This is a genomic window from Amycolatopsis sp. A1MSW2902 (genome assembly GCF_017312175.1).
Classification (GTDB): Bacteria; Actinomycetota; Actinomycetes; order Mycobacteriales; family Pseudonocardiaceae; genus Amycolatopsis; species Amycolatopsis nivea.
In genome coordinates, this window is sequence record NZ_QJPO01000001.1 from 3667991 (window position 1) to 3683364 (window position 15374).

General features: G+C 70.1%; 15 protein-coding genes. 12 read left to right on the forward strand and 3 right to left on the reverse strand.

The features are described 5' to 3' along the window. Positions 1-143: 143 nt before the first annotated feature. The 5 genes from DMP23_RS16790 to DMP23_RS16810 all read left to right on the forward strand — a co-directional run bounded on the left by DMP23_RS16790 (position 144) and on the right by DMP23_RS16810 (position 4413). Entirely contained in the window at positions 144-761 is a 618-nt protein-coding gene (locus tag DMP23_RS16790) for a TetR/AcrR family transcriptional regulator (RefSeq protein ID WP_337821631.1), read from the forward strand. Between the two features lie 37 nt (positions 762-798). After that, the gene (locus tag DMP23_RS16795) at positions 799-1299 is read left to right on the forward strand and encodes a nitroreductase family deazaflavin-dependent oxidoreductase (RefSeq protein ID WP_337821632.1); all 501 of its coding nucleotides are present in this window, start codon (positions 799-801) and stop codon (positions 1297-1299) included. After that, positions 1296-2501, forward strand: a complete 1206-nt coding sequence (locus tag DMP23_RS16800) for an FAD-dependent oxidoreductase (protein WP_337821633.1) — start codon at positions 1296-1298, stop codon at positions 2499-2501. The genes DMP23_RS16795 and DMP23_RS16800 overlap by 4 nt, the downstream gene beginning before the upstream one ends. A gap of 223 nt (positions 2502-2724) precedes the next feature. Then, positions 2725-3864: a permease gene (locus DMP23_RS16805; protein WP_337821634.1), complete on the forward strand. Its 1140-nt coding sequence runs from the start codon at positions 2725-2727 to the stop codon at positions 3862-3864. Between the two features lie 357 nt (positions 3865-4221). Then, positions 4222-4413 (forward strand): hypothetical protein, encoded by a 192-nt coding sequence (locus DMP23_RS16810; protein ID WP_337821635.1) that lies wholly within the window; start codon positions 4222-4224, stop codon positions 4411-4413. 105 nt (positions 4414-4518) lie between these two features. Here DMP23_RS16810 and DMP23_RS16815 read toward each other — a convergent pair whose 3' ends face one another. After that, positions 4519-5439 (reverse strand): LysR family transcriptional regulator, encoded by a 921-nt coding sequence (locus DMP23_RS16815; RefSeq protein WP_337821636.1) that lies wholly within the window; start codon positions 5437-5439, stop codon positions 4519-4521. Positions 5440-5528: 89 nt separating this feature from the next. Here DMP23_RS16815 and DMP23_RS16820 point away from each other — a divergent pair, with 89 nt between their 5' ends. Then, complete coding sequence (locus tag DMP23_RS16820) at positions 5529-6719, forward strand: cytochrome P450 (protein WP_337821637.1); 1191 nt, start codon at positions 5529-5531, stop codon at positions 6717-6719. Positions 6720-6737: 18 nt separating this feature from the next. Further along, positions 6738-7061 carry a 2Fe-2S iron-sulfur cluster-binding protein gene (locus DMP23_RS16825; protein ID WP_037806095.1) on the forward strand — a complete coding sequence of 108 codons (324 nt, stop codon included), beginning with the start codon at positions 6738-6740 and terminating at the stop codon, positions 7059-7061. A 13-nt stretch (positions 7062-7074) separates the two neighbouring features. Here DMP23_RS16825 and DMP23_RS16830 read toward each other — a convergent pair whose 3' ends face one another. After that, on the reverse strand, positions 7075-7977 hold the full coding sequence (locus DMP23_RS16830) for a LysR family transcriptional regulator (protein ID WP_337821638.1): 903 nt from the start codon (positions 7975-7977) through the stop codon (positions 7075-7077). Positions 7978-8093: 116 nt separating this feature from the next. Here DMP23_RS16830 and DMP23_RS16835 point away from each other — a divergent pair, with 116 nt between their 5' ends. Genes DMP23_RS16835 through DMP23_RS16845 form a run of 3 tightly spaced genes read left to right on the forward strand, consistent with a single transcriptional unit; the run spans position 8094 to position 11742 of the window. Further along, on the forward strand, positions 8094-8861 hold the full coding sequence (locus tag DMP23_RS16835; protein ID WP_337821639.1) for an enoyl-CoA hydratase/isomerase family protein: 768 nt from the start codon (positions 8094-8096) through the stop codon (positions 8859-8861). An 11-nt stretch (positions 8862-8872) separates the two neighbouring features. Then, positions 8873-10426, forward strand: a complete 1554-nt coding sequence (locus DMP23_RS16840; protein WP_337821640.1) for an acyl-CoA synthetase — start codon at positions 8873-8875, stop codon at positions 10424-10426. Positions 10427-10440: 14 nt separating this feature from the next. Beyond that, positions 10441-11742: an MFS transporter gene (locus tag DMP23_RS16845; protein ID WP_337821641.1), complete on the forward strand. Its 1302-nt coding sequence runs from the start codon at positions 10441-10443 to the stop codon at positions 11740-11742. An 18-nt stretch (positions 11743-11760) separates the two neighbouring features. On the opposite strand, the gene DMP23_RS16850 is transcribed toward DMP23_RS16845, so the two are convergent. Next, the gene (locus DMP23_RS16850; protein ID WP_337821642.1) at positions 11761-13194 is read right to left on the reverse strand and encodes an aminotransferase-like domain-containing protein; all 1434 of its coding nucleotides are present in this window, start codon (positions 13192-13194) and stop codon (positions 11761-11763) included. A gap of 113 nt (positions 13195-13307) precedes the next feature. Between DMP23_RS16850 and DMP23_RS16855 the strand changes: the two genes are divergently transcribed. Together DMP23_RS16855 and DMP23_RS16860 are read left to right on the forward strand one after the other, a co-directional pair. Further along, entirely contained in the window at positions 13308-14552 is a 1245-nt protein-coding gene (locus DMP23_RS16855; protein WP_337821643.1) for a Tm-1-like ATP-binding domain-containing protein, read from the forward strand. Beyond that, entirely contained in the window at positions 14539-15360 is an 822-nt protein-coding gene (locus DMP23_RS16860; protein ID WP_337821644.1) for a phosphoenolpyruvate hydrolase family protein, read from the forward strand. The genes DMP23_RS16855 and DMP23_RS16860 overlap by 14 nt, the downstream gene beginning before the upstream one ends. Positions 15361-15374 lie beyond the last annotated feature (14 nt).

Genomic DNA, 15374 nt, shown 5'->3' on the forward strand with positions numbered 1-15374 from the left:
TGCTGGCCTGATCCGGCCAACTTATCGAGGCGCGCCGGCCGGCTTCTGTACCACTCTGAGACAGGTGTGGATCGGATTTGTCCGCAACCGGGTCGGCGCATCGTCCTGGCGAGCTGAGTGAACATCTGTTTATAATGATGAACATGAGTTCACTACCGGACGACCGCACCGCGAAGGCGAGGATCCGCGACGAGGCGCTGCGGCTGTTCGGCGAGCGCGGTCCGGACGCGGTGACGGTTCGCGACGTCGCGGCGGCGGCCAGCGTTTCGCCGGCGTTGGTGATCCGGCACTACGGGTCCAAGGACGGGCTGCGGGAAGCGGTCGACGAGCACGTGGTCCAGGTTTTCGGGGCGATGCTCGCCGAGGCTGTCGCCCCGAGCGGGGACGGTCCGTTCGATCCGGAGGCGGTGCCGAGTCTGGCCGAGGCGGTGTCCGGCGGCCTTCCGGCGGGCTCGGCCGTCCCCGGGTACCTCGGGTGGCTGCTGCTCGGAGGCGGGCCGGCGGCGTCGGGGTTGTTCGGGAAGCTCTACGCGCTGAGCCGGGACACGCTGGCGGCCATGGCGAGCGCCGGAATGGCGGACACCGGCTCGGATCCCGACGTGCGCGCGGCGTTCCTGCTTGTCAACGACCTCGCGGTGCTGATCCTGCGCGACCGGCTGCGCGAGGTCCTCGGCGTCGACCCGCTGTCGGCCGACGGGATGCGCCGCTGGGGGACCGAGGTGTTCGCCGTGTACCGCGACGGCCTGCGGGGTTCGGCCTGACGAACCCTTTCCATCACCAGTGAATCGAGGTCGACAGATGACCAATGCCACCCCGTCTTCAGACGCCATTGGCCGCGGGGGCGCCCGGCTGCTGCGCAACCGGCGGCTGATGCGCGCTCCGATCTGGCTCTACCGCGCCCGGCTCGGTTTCCTTTTCGGCTCCCGGATGCTGCTGCTCGAGCACGTCGGCCGCAAGTCCGGAGCCCGGCGTTACGTCGTGCTGGAGGTCATCGGTCACCCGGATCACGACACCTACGTGGTGGCGTCCGGTTTCGGCGACCGGGCGCAGTGGTACCGCAACCTTCTCGCCGAGCCGCGGGTGCGGGTGGCCAGCGGTGCGCTGGGCCTGTCTCCGGCGACCGCGCGAAAACTGTCCGCCAAGGAGGCGGACGCCGCGCTGGCGGTCTATGTGCGCAAGCATCCGCGAGCGTGGCGCAAGTTCAAGACGATTCTGGAGAACACTTTCGGCGCGGCGATCAGCGAACGCGACACCGAGTTGCCGATGGTCGAGCTGCGCCTGGACGGGGCGGGATCGTGAAGGCCGTCGTGTGCGGGGCGGGAATCGCGGGCCTGGCCGCGGCGCAGTGCCTGGCGCGGCGCGGCTGGGAGGTTGTGGTGCTGGAACGCGCACCGGGCCCGCGAGCGCAGGGCTACATGATCGACTTCATGGGGCCCGGGTACGACGCGGTGGAAGCGATGGGCGTTCTCCCTCGGCTGCGCGAACTCGGCTACGACGTCGAGGAGGCGGGCTACTACGACGAATCCGGCCGGCAGCGCGCCGTGATCCGGTACGACGCGTTCGCCAAGCCCGTCGGCGGACGGCTGCTGAGCATGATGCGGCCGGATCTCGAGTCGGCCCTGCGGGAGAGCCTGCCCGAGGACGTCGAGCTCAGATTCGGCGCCGAGGTCGTCGGTGTCTCGGACGGGGCGGGGAGCGTCCGCGTCGACACGGCCGACGGGGCCTCATCCGAGGCGGATCTGCTGGTCGGCGCCGACGGGGTGCACTCGACCGTCCGCGAGCTGGCGTTCGGCCCGGAGACTGGTTTTCTCAAGTACCTCGGCTTCCACACCGCGGCTTACACGTTCGAGGACCCCGAGGTGCAGGCGCTGGTACGCGACCGGTTTTGCCTTTCCGACAGCATCGGCGCCGAGCTCGGCTGCTACGGGCTCCGGGACGGCCGGGTCGCCGTTTTCGCCGTCCACCGTGCGACGGACCCGACGCTGCCCGAGGACCGGGTTGCCGCGCTTCGCCGTGAGCACCGGCGGCTCGGCTGGGTCGCGCCGCGTGTTCTGGCCGCGTGTCCGCCGAACGACGAGGTCTACTACGACCAGGTGGCGCAGATCGTGATGCCGCGGTGGAGCAGCGGCCGTGTCGTCCTGGTCGGCGACGCGGGTTACGCGGTCTCGCTGCTCGCGGGAATGGGCGCCTCGCTGGGAATCGGCGGCGCGTACGTGCTCGCCGAGCAAGTGGCTCGCGCCGCTACCGTGCCGGAGGCGCTGGGAAACTACGAGCGGCTGTGGCGTCCGGTCGTCGCCGACAAGCAGGCGGCCGCCCTCAAGAGCGCACGGTGGTTCCTGCCGAGATCGCGGGCGGAACTGCTGGCCCGCCGCGCCGCGTTGCGGCTCTTCCGGCTCCCGGTACTGAACCGGTTCCTCGTCAAGTTTTTGTCGGGCAAGCAAACCGCGGTTGTTCGCGCCCTCGCCTCGGCACCGGACGCTGCTGGCTCTCCAGTCCGGTAGCCGCGCAGGTCGCTCCATTGTGGACCTTTCGGCGGCGTGCTTGCGACCGGTGCCGCGGTGGCCGAGTCGGAAACAGGCGCTAAGTCCGGACCGGCCGTGCCGATTTCGCTGCACGGGGAACTGCCCACCGGCACCATGATCGTCGTGGGAGCTGGGTTCGGCCGGATTCGCCTGTGCTTGCCGACGCGATGCCGGACAGTCCGGCGGAGCTTAGGCTCGGGCGATGGACGCGATCTGGCGTGCGCTGGCTTTCGCGGGGTCGATGGCCTGGGAGATCCTCTGGGCCCTGATCCTGGGTTTCCTGCTGTCCGCGGTGGTGCAGGCGGTGGTGCGCAGATCCACGATCGTGCGGTTGATGGGCGACCGGCGGCCGCGGACGCTGGCGGTGTCGTCGTTGCTCGGCGCGGCGTCCTCGTCGTGTTCCTACGCCGCGGTCGCGCTGGCCCGTTCGCTGTTTCGCAAGGGCGCTGACTTCACCGCGGCGATGGCGTTCGAGATCGGCTCCACGAATCTGGTGGTCGAGCTCGGGGTGATCCTGGCGTTGCTGATGGGCTGGCAGTTCACCGCTGCGGAGTTCGTCGGCGGGCCGATCATGATCGTGCTGCTCGCGGTGCTGTTCCGGCTGTTCGTCCGGAAGAAGCTGATCGACCGGGCCCGGGACCAGGCGGAGCGCGGGCTGGCCGGTTCGATGGAAGGCCACGCCGCGATGGACATGTCGGTCCAGGCGGAGGGCTCGGCGGCGGCGAGGTTGCTGTCCCCGCAAGGATTCACCGCGGTGGCGCAGGTTTTCGTGATGGAGTGGGCGGCGATCCTGCGCGACCTGCTGATCGGCCTGCTAATCGCGGGCGCGATCGGCGCGTGGGTGCCGGACGCGTTCTGGCGGGCGTTCTTCTTCTCCGGCGACCCGGTCGTCTCGGCGGTGTGGGGGCCGCTGATCGGGCCGGTCGTCGCGATCCTGTCGTTCGTGTGCTCGATCGGGAACGTCCCGCTGGCGGCGGTGCTGTGGAACGGCGGCATCAGCTTCGGCGGGGTCGTCTCGTTCCTCTTCGCCGATCTGCTGATCCTGCCGATCCTGAACATCTACCGGAAGTACTACGGTGCCCGGATGACGCTCGTCCTGCTGGCGACGTTCTACGCCGCGATGGTCGGCGCGGGCTATCTCGTCGAACTGCTTTTCGGGGCCGCCGGGCTGATTCCCGGGCAGCGGCAGGCGATCGTGACGGCCGCGGGCGTCTCGTGGAACTACACCACCTGGCTGAACATCGCCTTCCTCGCCGTGGCTGGGCTGCTCGTCGTGCGGTTCGTCCGGACCGGCGGACTGGGCATGCTGCGCATGATGAACGGGCCCGCCGACGGGCGATGACGCGCCGCCACGGCGGTTTTCGGCGGCCCGGGTGTTCCGGGACCGGTCCCGGAACACCCGGATTAGCGTTCCCGCATGCGATACCTGTTGGCCAGGACGGTCCTCACGACACTGACGGTTGCCGGGGCCGTCTCCGCGTGCGGCGGCTCGCCGACCGCATCGACGACTACGCCGCCGTCGTCTCCGGCCCCGGCGAGTACCAGCGCGACCGCGGCATCGAGCAGCGCCGCGCCCACGACCAGTAAAGCGCCGTTCCCCACGGCCGCGGACGGGACCAACCTGCGCGCCTGCGCCGACGGCGAGTGCGAGATCCTGGTGACCGGGCCGGTGACCATCCGCTTCAACAGGAGCCTCGGGATGAGTTCGCTGGACATCACCGCGGTTTCGTCCGCAGGGGTCGACTTTCAGTCCGTTTCGCCGTCCGGGATGGTGATGTCGGCGATGGGGCAGACCCCGAACCAGGGTGGGGCGTCCAGCATCAACAAGCTGTCGTTCGAGGTGGTCGCGATCGAGGGATCGAAGGCCGTCGTACGGTTCACGCACACCTGAACAGGTTCGGTGCGGAGAGAACGCGGGCGTTGTGGCCGGTCCAGCGTGTGCACGCGGCTCCGCGGTGCCAACCGATCCGTCGGTACCTGGACCGGGGCCTGACCTTCAGGCGCGCCGCCGCGGGTCCAGCCGGTCAGCGTTGCCGGCGGCGAACTCGACCAGCGCGGCGGCCCGGTCGTTCAAGCGGACCTCGCGGGGCCACATCATCACCACGTTCGCGGCCGGTTCCGCGGGTTCCAGGTCGCACAGCGCGAGCGGCAGGTCCTCGTACGACCGGTTCACCGTGGGGCGCTGGATCAGCACCGAATAGCCGAACCCGCGGGCGACCAGCGAGCGGGTCAGTTCGAAATCGGCGGTCCGGTGCGCGACGCGGGGTTCGATGCCGGCCCGCTCGTACAGTTCGCGGGTGTGCTGGGCCGCGGGCGGGAAGTCCAGCATGATCATGGGGTCGTCGGCCAGTTCGGCCAGCCGTACCGTGTCGCGGCCGGCCAATCGGTGCGCGGCGGGCAGCAGCGCGTACGGCGGGGCGCTGTACAGCGGGACGGAGTCCAGTCCGTCTGGCAGCGCCATGTCGTAGCCGACTGCGACATCGAGCCCGCCGGCCAGCAGTCGCTGCGGCAGTTCGGCTTGGCTGCCGGTGACCACGGACAGATCCACGCGCGGGTGCTGGTCGCGCACCCACTCCATCAGGATGGGGACCACCGTCGGCGCCACCGTGGAGTAGCACCCCAGCGCCAGCGGCCCGGCGAGTTCGCGGCCTCCGCCCGCGGCCGCCCGTTCGAGTTCGTCGGCCTCGCGCAGCAGGCCGGCGATGCGCTCTCGCAGGTACTGGCCGGTCGGCGTCAGCGTGATGCCGTGCGCCTTGCGGCGGACCACCAGCTGGGTGCGCAGCACGCGTTCCAGTTCGGTGAGCGCGGAAGCGACCGCGGTCGGAGTCACGTGCAGTTCCGCGGCGGCCGCCGAGATCGACTTCGCCTCCGCCACCGCCGCGAAGTACTCGAGCTGGCGGAGGGTGTAGCCAGGCATAACCAAACCTCAGCTGTGGTTGTTCGCAGGTTATTTGAACTTTACCTGTCGTGGTGGCGTGGCTCACGCTGGGAGCGAGGAGGTCGACGATGACACTCGACACGACAGCGGCGCGCGAAATCCCGACCGCGGACTGGGTGGAGATCCCCGCCCTGTACGCCGACCCGTACCCGATCTACGAACGGCTCCTGGCGCGAGCGCCGATCCATTGGGTTCCGGCGCTGGATCGCTACCTGGTGGTGGGCCACGAAGCCTGCCACACCGTCGAACTCGACCAGGAACGGTTTTCCGCCGACGAAGCGCAGTCGTTGATGAAGCGCTCGATGGGCCACAGCATGCTGCGCAAGGACGACCCCGAGCACGATGCCGAGCGCAAAGCGTACGGCGGGGTGTTGCGGCCGAAGGCGGTCAAACAGCAGTGGGAAGCGGTCTTCGAGCACAATTACCGCACGTACGCGGAAAAGTTGCGTGCCGCGGGCCCGGGAGCCGATCTCATCGCCGAGTTCGCCGCGCCGTATGCCGCCGACAATTTGCGTGCCGTCCTCGGGTTTCGCAATGCCGGTCAGGGGGATCTGCAACGGTGGTCGCAGACGCTCATCGACGGCACCGGCAACTATGCCGACGACCCGCAGGTGTGGGCCGCAGCGGAGCGCTCGTCCCGCGAGGTGGACGAGGCGATCGACGAACTGTTGCCGCTCCTGCGCGCCGAACCCGACGGCAGCCTGCTGTCCGTGCTCGCCTCCTCCGGAATGCCGGTGGACGCGTTGCGCGCCAACGTGAAAATGACCATCGGCGGCGGGGTCAACGAACCGCGCGACGCGCTCGCGACCACTGCGTGGGCGTTGCTGACCTATCCGGCGCAGCGGACGGCGGTGCTCGCCGGGCAACGGTGGCGGGATGCCTTCGAGGAGTCCCTCCGCTGGGTCGCGCCGATCGGCATGTATCCCCGGCAGGCGACGCGAGACACCGAACTGGCCGGGCTCGCGGTGCCCCGGGGGGCGCGGCTCGGCATCGTGCTCGGCGCGGCCAACCGGGATCCCGCGGTGTTCGTCGATCCGGCGGTCTTCGACATCGACCGGCCGCGCAAACCGCACCTCGCTTTCGGCGGGGGCAACCATTTCTGCGCCGGTGCGTGGGTCGCCCGCGCGTCCGTGGTGAGCGTCGCGCTGCCGCGGCTGTTCGCCGAATTCCCCGGGCTGCGCCCCGATCCGGCCCGGCCCGCGACGGTGGGCGGCTGGGTTTTCCGCGGCGTGCTTTCCCTGCCCGTGCACTGGGACTGAATCCTCGAGGAGAACCGAATGCCCAAGGTCACCTTCCACCGCGACGGAGCGGTCAGCACTGTCGCGGTCGCGGCGGACAGCACCGTCATGCGTGCCGCTGTGGAGAACGGCGTCGACGGGATCGTCGGCGAATGCGGCGGACAGGCGATGTGCGCGACCTGCCATGTTTACGTCCGCGAGCCCTACCTGTCGGCAGTACCGCCGCTGTCCGAGGACGAGGACGAAATGCTCGAGTGCACCGCGGCGCCCCGCGACGAGCGACGGAGCCGCCTCGGCTGCCAGCTGAAACTGGGCGGTGCGCTGGAAGAAATCGAAGTGGACGTGCCTGACACCCAGCTCTGAATCCAGGTGCTGGTCAGTCCACAGTGGACATCCCGTGCCCGGCGGCCCGCAGTGCTTCCTCGGCCACCGCGGCGAATCCGGCGATGACGTCGTTGGCGCGCGTCGGCACCCAGACGACCGAACTCGACCACCGCAGCCGGTTCTCGTCGAGCGGGCGCCAGGTCAGGCCGTCGGGCAGCGGGTGTTCCTCGTTGAAGTGCACGCCCATTCCGGCCAGCACGAGCCCGTGCGTGAAGTTCGGGTTGCGCGCGTGCCGGATCGCGCCGGGCAGGAAGCCGTTGTCGCGGCAGATCGCGAGGATGTGGTCGTAGAGCCGCGGCGCCATCTCGCGCTGGAAGATGACCAGCGGAGCGCCGTTGAGGTCGCGCAGCCGCACGACGTCCGCGTCCGCGAGCCGGTGCGCCGCCGGCAGCACGACGCCGAGCGGCCGGGACAGGACCGGCCCTGACTCCAGTCCGACGGTGTCGGAGGGGTGGCGCACGAGTCCGACGTCGAGCTTGCCCTCCCGCAGCCGGGCGATCTGTTCGTCCGTGCTCACCTCGTGCAGTTCCAGCAGCACCTCCGGCGCCTTCGCGGCGAACGCGTCGGCGATCGTGCGCAGCACCGTGGGCATCGTGTCCGGGGGAATCCCCGCGCGCAGCGTGCCCGACGTGCCGGGCAGGATCCGGCGCATCGCCTCCCGCGCGCTGTCCACGCCTTCGAGCACCGGACGCGTGTGTTCGAGCAGCAGCGCGCCCGCCTCGGTGAGCCGCACGCCGCCCCGGCCCCGATGGAACAGTTCGACGCCCAGCTCGCGCTCGAGGTCCCGGATCCGCTGCGACAGCGGCGGCTGCGCCATGTGCAGCCGTTTCGCGGCCCGCCCGAAGTGCAGTTCCTCGCTCAGGACGACGAAGTACCGCAGATGCCGCAGCTCCATCCGCCGAACCATACCAACCTGATATCGCCGCAGGTCGCAGTTGGTGTTGGCCAGCGGCGGCCTCGCGCTGTTTTTCTTGTCCGCGACGCAGACGACGAGCGAAGGAAACGACCTCCATGAGTGAAACAGTGCTGCTCGACCGCCGGGACGAGATCGCGGTCCTGACGTTGAACCGGCCGGAGAAGCTCAACGCGTGGACCCACGCGATGCGGGAGCGGCTGATCGGGCACCTGCGCGAACTGGACGAGGACCCGACCTGCCGCGGCGTGGTGCTGACCGGAGCCGGAAGGGCGTTCTGCGCCGGGCAGGACCTCGCGGAGACGGCCGCGATCCGCCCGGACGACCACGCCGCCGCGGAGGCCTGGATCGACGATTTCGACCGCCTGTACCGCGCGGTCCGCGAGCTGCGGAAACCGACCGTCGCCGCGGTCAACGGCGTCGTCGCCGGCTCCGGCTTCCAGTACGCGCTGGTGGCCGACCTGCGGATCGGGCACGCCGGGGTGACCATGGGGCAGCCCGAGGTGGCCTCCGGGATCCCCAGCATCACCGGGATCTGGGCGATGTGGGACATCCTCGGCCGCGCCAAGACCGCCGAGTTCGCCCTGACCGCCCAGCTCGTCGACGGCGTCGAAGCGCACCGCCTCGGCCTGCTCACCCGGCTCGTCGCCGAGGCCGAGGTGCTCGATGCCGCCGTCGCACAGGCCCGCGCGATCGCCGCGCTGCCGCCGGGCGCGGTCGCGCTCACCAAGGCCCGGCTCCGCGAACTGGACGACGACGCGCTGGCGCAGGCGGTGACCGCGGCCAAGAAGATCCACGCCGAGGCTTACGCGACGGGGGAGCCGCAGCGGGAGATGGCGCGGTTCCTGGCCGCCAAGAAGCGCTGAAAGGGCATCGGGTGAACTACGACGAGCTGCGCGCCGGGCACGACTGGGAAGTCCCGCCGCGCTACAACATGGCCGCCGACGTGGCCGACCGCCACGACCGCGCCGCCACCGCGCTGATCTTCGAGGACCACCTCGGCACGCACCGCGAGATCTCGTGGGGCGAGGTGCAGGACCGCTCCCGCCAGGTGGCCGCGCACCTGTGGAATCGGGGAGTGCGACCCGGCGACCGGGTGGCGGTGCTCCTTCCGCAGCGGCCCGACACCCCGGCCGCCTATCTCGGCGTGCTGCGCACCGGCGCGATCCTGGTGACCATGTCCCTGCTGTGGGCCGACGAGCCGATCCGCTACCGGCTGGCCGACTCCGGAGCCACCGTGCTGGTGACCGAACCCGAGGCGCGCGACCGCGTCCGCGGCTTCGCCGGGCACATCGTCGAGATCGACGACCCGGCGATCGAAAAACTGCCGCCGCGATTCGAGACGGCGGACACCGCCGCCGACGATCCGGCGCTGATCTTCTACACCTCGGGCACCACCGGCAAGGCCAAGGGCATCGTGCACGCGCACCGGACGCTGCTGGGGCACAACGAGTTCCGCTATTGCCACGACCTGCGCCCCGGGGACGTGTTCTACGGAGCCGGGGACTGGGCGTGGTCGATGGCGAAGCTGCTGGGGCCGCTGCGCGCCGGCGCGACGCAGCTCGTCTACCGCCCGGCCGGCGGGTTCGACCCCGAGGGCCTGCTCGATTCCCTGTCCCGCAACGGGGTCACCACCGCCTTGGTGAACCCGACGTTCCTGCGCAAGATGGCCGCCGACGTCCCGGACGCCGGCCTGCGCTACCCGCACAAGCTGCGGGTGGTGTGCTCCTCGAACGAACCGCTGACCGCCGACCTGATCGACTGGTTCACCGGGCAGTTCGGCGTGCCGCTGCTGGACTACTACGGCTCCACCGAGTCGTACCCGCTGGTCGGCAATTTCCCCGGGGTGCCGGTGAAACCCGGTTCGATGGGCCGTCCGCTGCCGGGCTGGGACGTCGCGCTGCTGGACGCGCGCGAGCAGCCGGTGCCGCAGGGCGAACCCGGCGAGATCTGCCTGCGCGCCCGGTCGAACCCGCAGTACCCGCTGGGGTACTGGAACCGGCCGGAGGACTCCGCGGCGGTCTTCGGCGGCGGCTGGTACCACACCAACGACCAGGCTTTCGCCGACGAGGACGGCTATTTCTGGTTCCTCGGCCGCACCGACGACGTGATCAAGACGTCCGGGTACCGGGTCAGCCCGTTCGAGGTGGAACACGCCCTGCGGGCCCACCCGGCGGTGGCCGACGCCGGGGTGGTCGGCGTTCCGGACCCGGTGCGCGGCCAGGCGGTCAAGGCCTGGGTGCAACCCGCGCCCGGCTACGACGGCGGCGACGCGCTCGCCGAAGAACTGCGCGCTTTCGCCAAGGAGACCTATTCGCGTTTCGCCTACCCGCGGCACATCGAGTTCGTGAACGTGCTGCCCCGGTCCGCCACCGGCAAGATCCGCCGGGCCGACCTCCGGGGCCGCGATCGCGGCCCCGGCACCGACTGACGAGGAGCCGGCCAATGACCGTCCGGACCGAACAGCCCGCGACCCTTTCCCGCGGCAGGCGGAAGATCGCACTCGCCTCGGGCATCGGCAATTTCACCGAATGGTTCGACTCCGCCGCCTACGCGACGATGTCGTCCACCATCGCCGCCGAGTTCTTCCCCAAGAACGACCCGTCGGCGGCGCTGCTGGCCACGTGGGCGATCTTCGCGGGCGGGTTCGTCGCGCGACCGCTGGGCGCGGCGTTCTTCGGGCACTACGGGGACCGGATCGGCCGCAACCGGACGCTCGCGCTGAGTGTGCTGCTGATGAGCGGGGCCACGTTCCTGATGGGCGTGCTGCCCACGTACTCCGCGCTCGGGGTCGCCGCGCCGATCCTGCTCTTCGTCCTGCGCACGTTGCAGGGGTTTTCCACCGGCGGCGAGTACACCGGCGCTTCGGCCTTCATCATGGAGCACGCGCCGGACGGACGGCGCGCCCGTTTCGCCAGCACCGTGCCCGCCACCGTCGGCCTGGCCAGCGTCGCCGGATCGGCGGTCGGGGTGCTGCTGACCTCCGCTTTGTCCTCGGGCGCGCTGCACACCTGGGGCTGGCGGGTGCCGTTCCTGCTGGCCGGCCCGCTCGGGCTGATCGGGCTGTACCTGCGCCGCCGGGTCGAGGACAGCCCGGTGTTCCGGCAGCTGCAAAGCGAGAACTCCGTGCAGCGCAAGCCATTGCGCGACGCGCTCCGCTCGCACAAGCGGCAGATCTTCACGCTCTTCGGCTACAGCATCACGAACGCGATCGCGTACTACCTGATGAGCAGCTACATGATCACGTACATGGCCGACGAGCTGCACTACTCGCGCACCCAGTCGTTGATCGCGAGCGTGGTGTCGATGCTGTGCTACAGCGCGGCCTGCCCGTTCATGGCGTCGGCGAGCGACCGGTACGGACGCAAACGGATGCTGCTGGTGTCGTGCCTCGGGTTCGCCGTGTGCACGCTGCCCGCGTTCGCGCTGATGCACGCCGGATTCGCCGGGGCGCTGGTCGGCACCGCGGTGCTCGCCGTGCTGGTCGCGGTCATCGGCACGTCGAACGTGCCGGCGATGGTGGAGATGTTCCCGGGCCCGGTCCGCGCCAGCGGCTCGGCGATCGGCTACACGGCGGCGTATGTCCTTTTCGGAGGGACCGCGCCGTTCGTGGCGACCGGGCTCGTCACGCTCACCGGCAACTCGCTGGCTCCGGGGGTTTACCTGATGGCGATCGCGGTGGTGTCGTCCCTGGTGGTCGGGTTCGCGTTCCGGGAGACCAAGAACCTGGACCTGGCGAGGCGGTGAAGCTGCGACTGAGCAACGTCAGCCGACACTCGCGATGCCAGCCAACCGTGCGACGGCTTCCTCCAGGCGGCCAGTCCGGCCAAAGGGAAGCCGGAGCATCTCGGTCTGCCCGCCGACTGACGAAAACGCCGGTCCCGGCGTGAACCGCACACCCGAGAGCCTTGCCGCGTCGGCCAGGCTCTCGGTGTCGACTCCGGGGGCTCTGACCCACAGCCCGCTTCCTCCGTCCGGCCGGGTCCACGACCAATGCGGCAGGTGCAGCGTCAGAGCCTGTTCGAGTTCCGCCAGGCCGTCGAGCAGCGTGGTTGCCCGTGTTTTCATGGCTTCGGCGGTGTGCGGCAGCAGTTCGTGCGCGAGGATCTGGCTCGGCAGCGACGTTCCGAGGTCCATCGCGACCTTCGCTCGCTGGAACCGCTCGATCATCGGACGCGGCCCGCGGATCCAGCCCACCCGCAGGCCTCCCCAGAACAGCTTCGACAACGATCCGATGAGGACCGACTGCGCGGGGTTGACCAATCCGAACAGGTTCGCGGCCGGCGGCGGGCGGAAGGCGAGGTGCGCGCTGGACGCGTCTTCGATCACCACGAAGCCGCGCTCGTTCGCGAGATCGGCTACCGTCTGCCGTTTTTCCGCGGACATGTGCACGCCGGTGGGGTTGTGCGAGGTGAGCAGGAGGTAGACGAAACGCGGATGGGTGCGCCGGGTGATGCGTTCCAGCGCCTGCACGTCGGCGCCGTCGCGTTCGACCGCGATGGTGTACATCTGCGCGCCGCGGGCCCGGAACGCTTCGAGCGCGCCGCGGTAGGAAGGGTCCTCCACGACGATGGGCTCGTTGTCGTCGATCCAGGTGCGGGAAATGATCTCCAGAGCCTGCTGGGACCCCGAAGTCACGAGAATCTGGTCGGGGTCGGTGGGAACCCCGGTGCTGGTGCAGAGCGCGGCGATCGACTCGCGGAGGGGGAGGTGGCCGCGCGGTTCGTAGCCGTCAGCGGCCAGCAGCGCGTCGATGCCCCGGTCGGCGGCCCGCCGCCAGGCTTCGCCGACCAGGGGCAGGCCGGGGAGGCTGCCGCTGGAGAGATCGACGAACTGGCCGGGACGGGATTCGTCGCCGGCCCGGTCGGAGAAGCTGCTCAGGCGGCTGTCCGGCTCGAAGCTGGGCAACGCCGGGCTCTTCCGGCTGCCGTCGGGCCGGTGCAGGCGGGAGCCGCTTCCTTGCCGGCTTTCCAGCAAGCCTCCCTCGCGCAGCAGCGAATACGCCTCGGTGATCGTGGTGCGGCTGACGCCCAGGGCAGCGGCCGCGGCGCGTTCGGCCGGGAGGACCGAGCCGAAGGGGATCTCTTGCGCTTGCAGCGCGTCGAGAAGCGCCGCGGCCACCTGCTCCGCTTTGCGGCCGGCGTGCTGCTGCCACCCGGCGATGGCCTGCGCGAATTCCGTCGCGGATACCTGGCGCACCGAGTCCTCCAGCCAATTTCCGCCGATTGGCCTAGATGATCCAATTATCGTCTGGGCACACTCTAGCCCGGCCGGACAACGAAGTCGGCGCACGATGATCCGTAGGGGAGTCAATGGCTACCGTGGCGATGCTCGGGACCCTCGATACCAAGGGCGCGGAGTTCCAGTGGATGCGCAGCCAGCTCGAAGGCTTGGGCCACCGGGTGCACTTGATCGACGCCGGTGTCGCCGGTGAGCCCGTCGGCGCGTGCGAGACCACGCGCGACGAGGTCGCCCGGCTCGCGGGAACCAGCATTCGCGAGCTGATCGAGGACGACGACCGGGGAAAGGCGCTGGCCGCGATGAGCGCCGGAGCCGCCCGGGCCGTCGCCGAGCTGGCCCGAAACGGCTCGATCGACGGGTTCCTTTCAGCAGGCGGTTCGGGAGGCTCGTCCATCGCCGCCGCGGCCATGGAGGTGCTGCCGGTCGGCTTCCCGAAGCTGCTGGTGAGCACGATGGCTTCCGGGGACGTCTCGCCGTACGTGGGCGCGTCCGACGTCACGATCATGTACAGCGTCGTCGACATCGCCGGAATCAACCGGCTCTCGAAGGCAGTGCTCGGGAACGCCGTGGCAGCGATCGCCGGGATGGCCGAGCGCTACGCCGACCGCGAACCCGAGCCGGACGAGCGGCCGCTCGTGGCCGCGTCGATGTTCGGGGTGACCACACCGGTGGTCGAAGCGTGCCGCACCATTCTCGAGGACGCGGGCTACGAGGTTCTCGTCTTCCACGCGACCGGTGCCGGCGGACGCGCGCTGGAAGGGCTGGCAGCAGGCGGTTTCCTGGCTGGCGTCCTCGACCTGACCACCACGGAGCTGGCGGACGAACTGGTCGGCGGGGTGCTGACCGCCGGTCCGGACCGGCTCACCGCGGCCGGGTCGCACGGCATCCCGCAAGTCGTCAGCCTCGGCGCGCTGGACATGGTCAACTTCGGAGCCCGGGACACGGTTCCCCCGCGCTTCGCCTCGCGCCTGCTGTACGAGCACAACGCAACCGTCACGCTGATGCGCACGACCGCCGAGGAGTCGGCGCAGTTGGGCGAGATCGTCGGGCGCAAGCTCGCTGCGGCTTCCGGCCCCACCGCGCTGGTCGTCCCTGGCCGCGGAGTGTCTGCTTTGGACACTTCCGGCGGCCTGTTCGAAGACCCCGCCGCCGACGAGGCGTTGACCAGCGCCGCGGTCGCCGCCGTCGCTGGCAGCGCGGTCGAGGTCGTCCAGGTCGATGCCCACATCAACGACCCCGAATTCGCCCGTGCGGCAGCAGGGACCCTGCTCCGCTACCTGACGGTGTCCGAGGAGAACAAGAATGCAGAGAACTGACCGCCTTTCCGCCTGGCGCGCGAAAATCGGCTCCGGCGCGCCGATCATCGGAGCCGGCGCCGGAACCGGGCTCTCCGCGAAGCTGGCCGAAGCCGGCGGGGCGGATCTGCTGGTCATCTACAACTCCGGGCGCTACCGGATGGCCGGCCGCGGGTCGCTCGCCGGACTGCTGCCCTACGGGGACGCCAACGCGATCGTGGTCGAAATGGCGAGCGAAGTGCTGCCGGTGGTGTCGGAGATCCCGGTCTTCGCGGGCGTGTGCGGAACCGATCCGTTCCGCGTCATCCCGAAATTCCTCGACGACCTCAAGGACATGGGGTTCGCCGGGGTGCAGAACTTCCCGACCGTCGGGCTCTACGACGGCGTCTTCCGGCAGAACCTCGAAGAAACCGGGATGGGGTACCAGCTCGAAGTGGACCTGGTCGCCGCGGCCCGGGAACGGGACCTGATCACGTCGCCCTACGTCTTCGACCCCGAGCAGGCCAAAGCCATGACCGCGGCGGGAGCGGACATCATCGTGCCCCACCTCGGCTTGACGACCTCCGGTTCCGTCGGGGCGCGCACGGCAGTCACGCTCGAGGTCGCCGTCGAGCGCATCCAGCAGATGCGCGACGCCGCCGTCGCGGAGAACCCCGACGTGATCGTCCTCTGCCACGGCGGTCCCATCGCCGAACCCGAGGACGTCGGCTACGTCCTCGAGCACACCACCGGAGTCGCCGGATTCTTCGGCGCCTCGTCCATGGAACGCCTGCCGACCGAGCGGGCGATCGTCGACCAGGTCAAGGCATTCACCGCGCTGCGCGCGTGACCGAACCGAGGAGA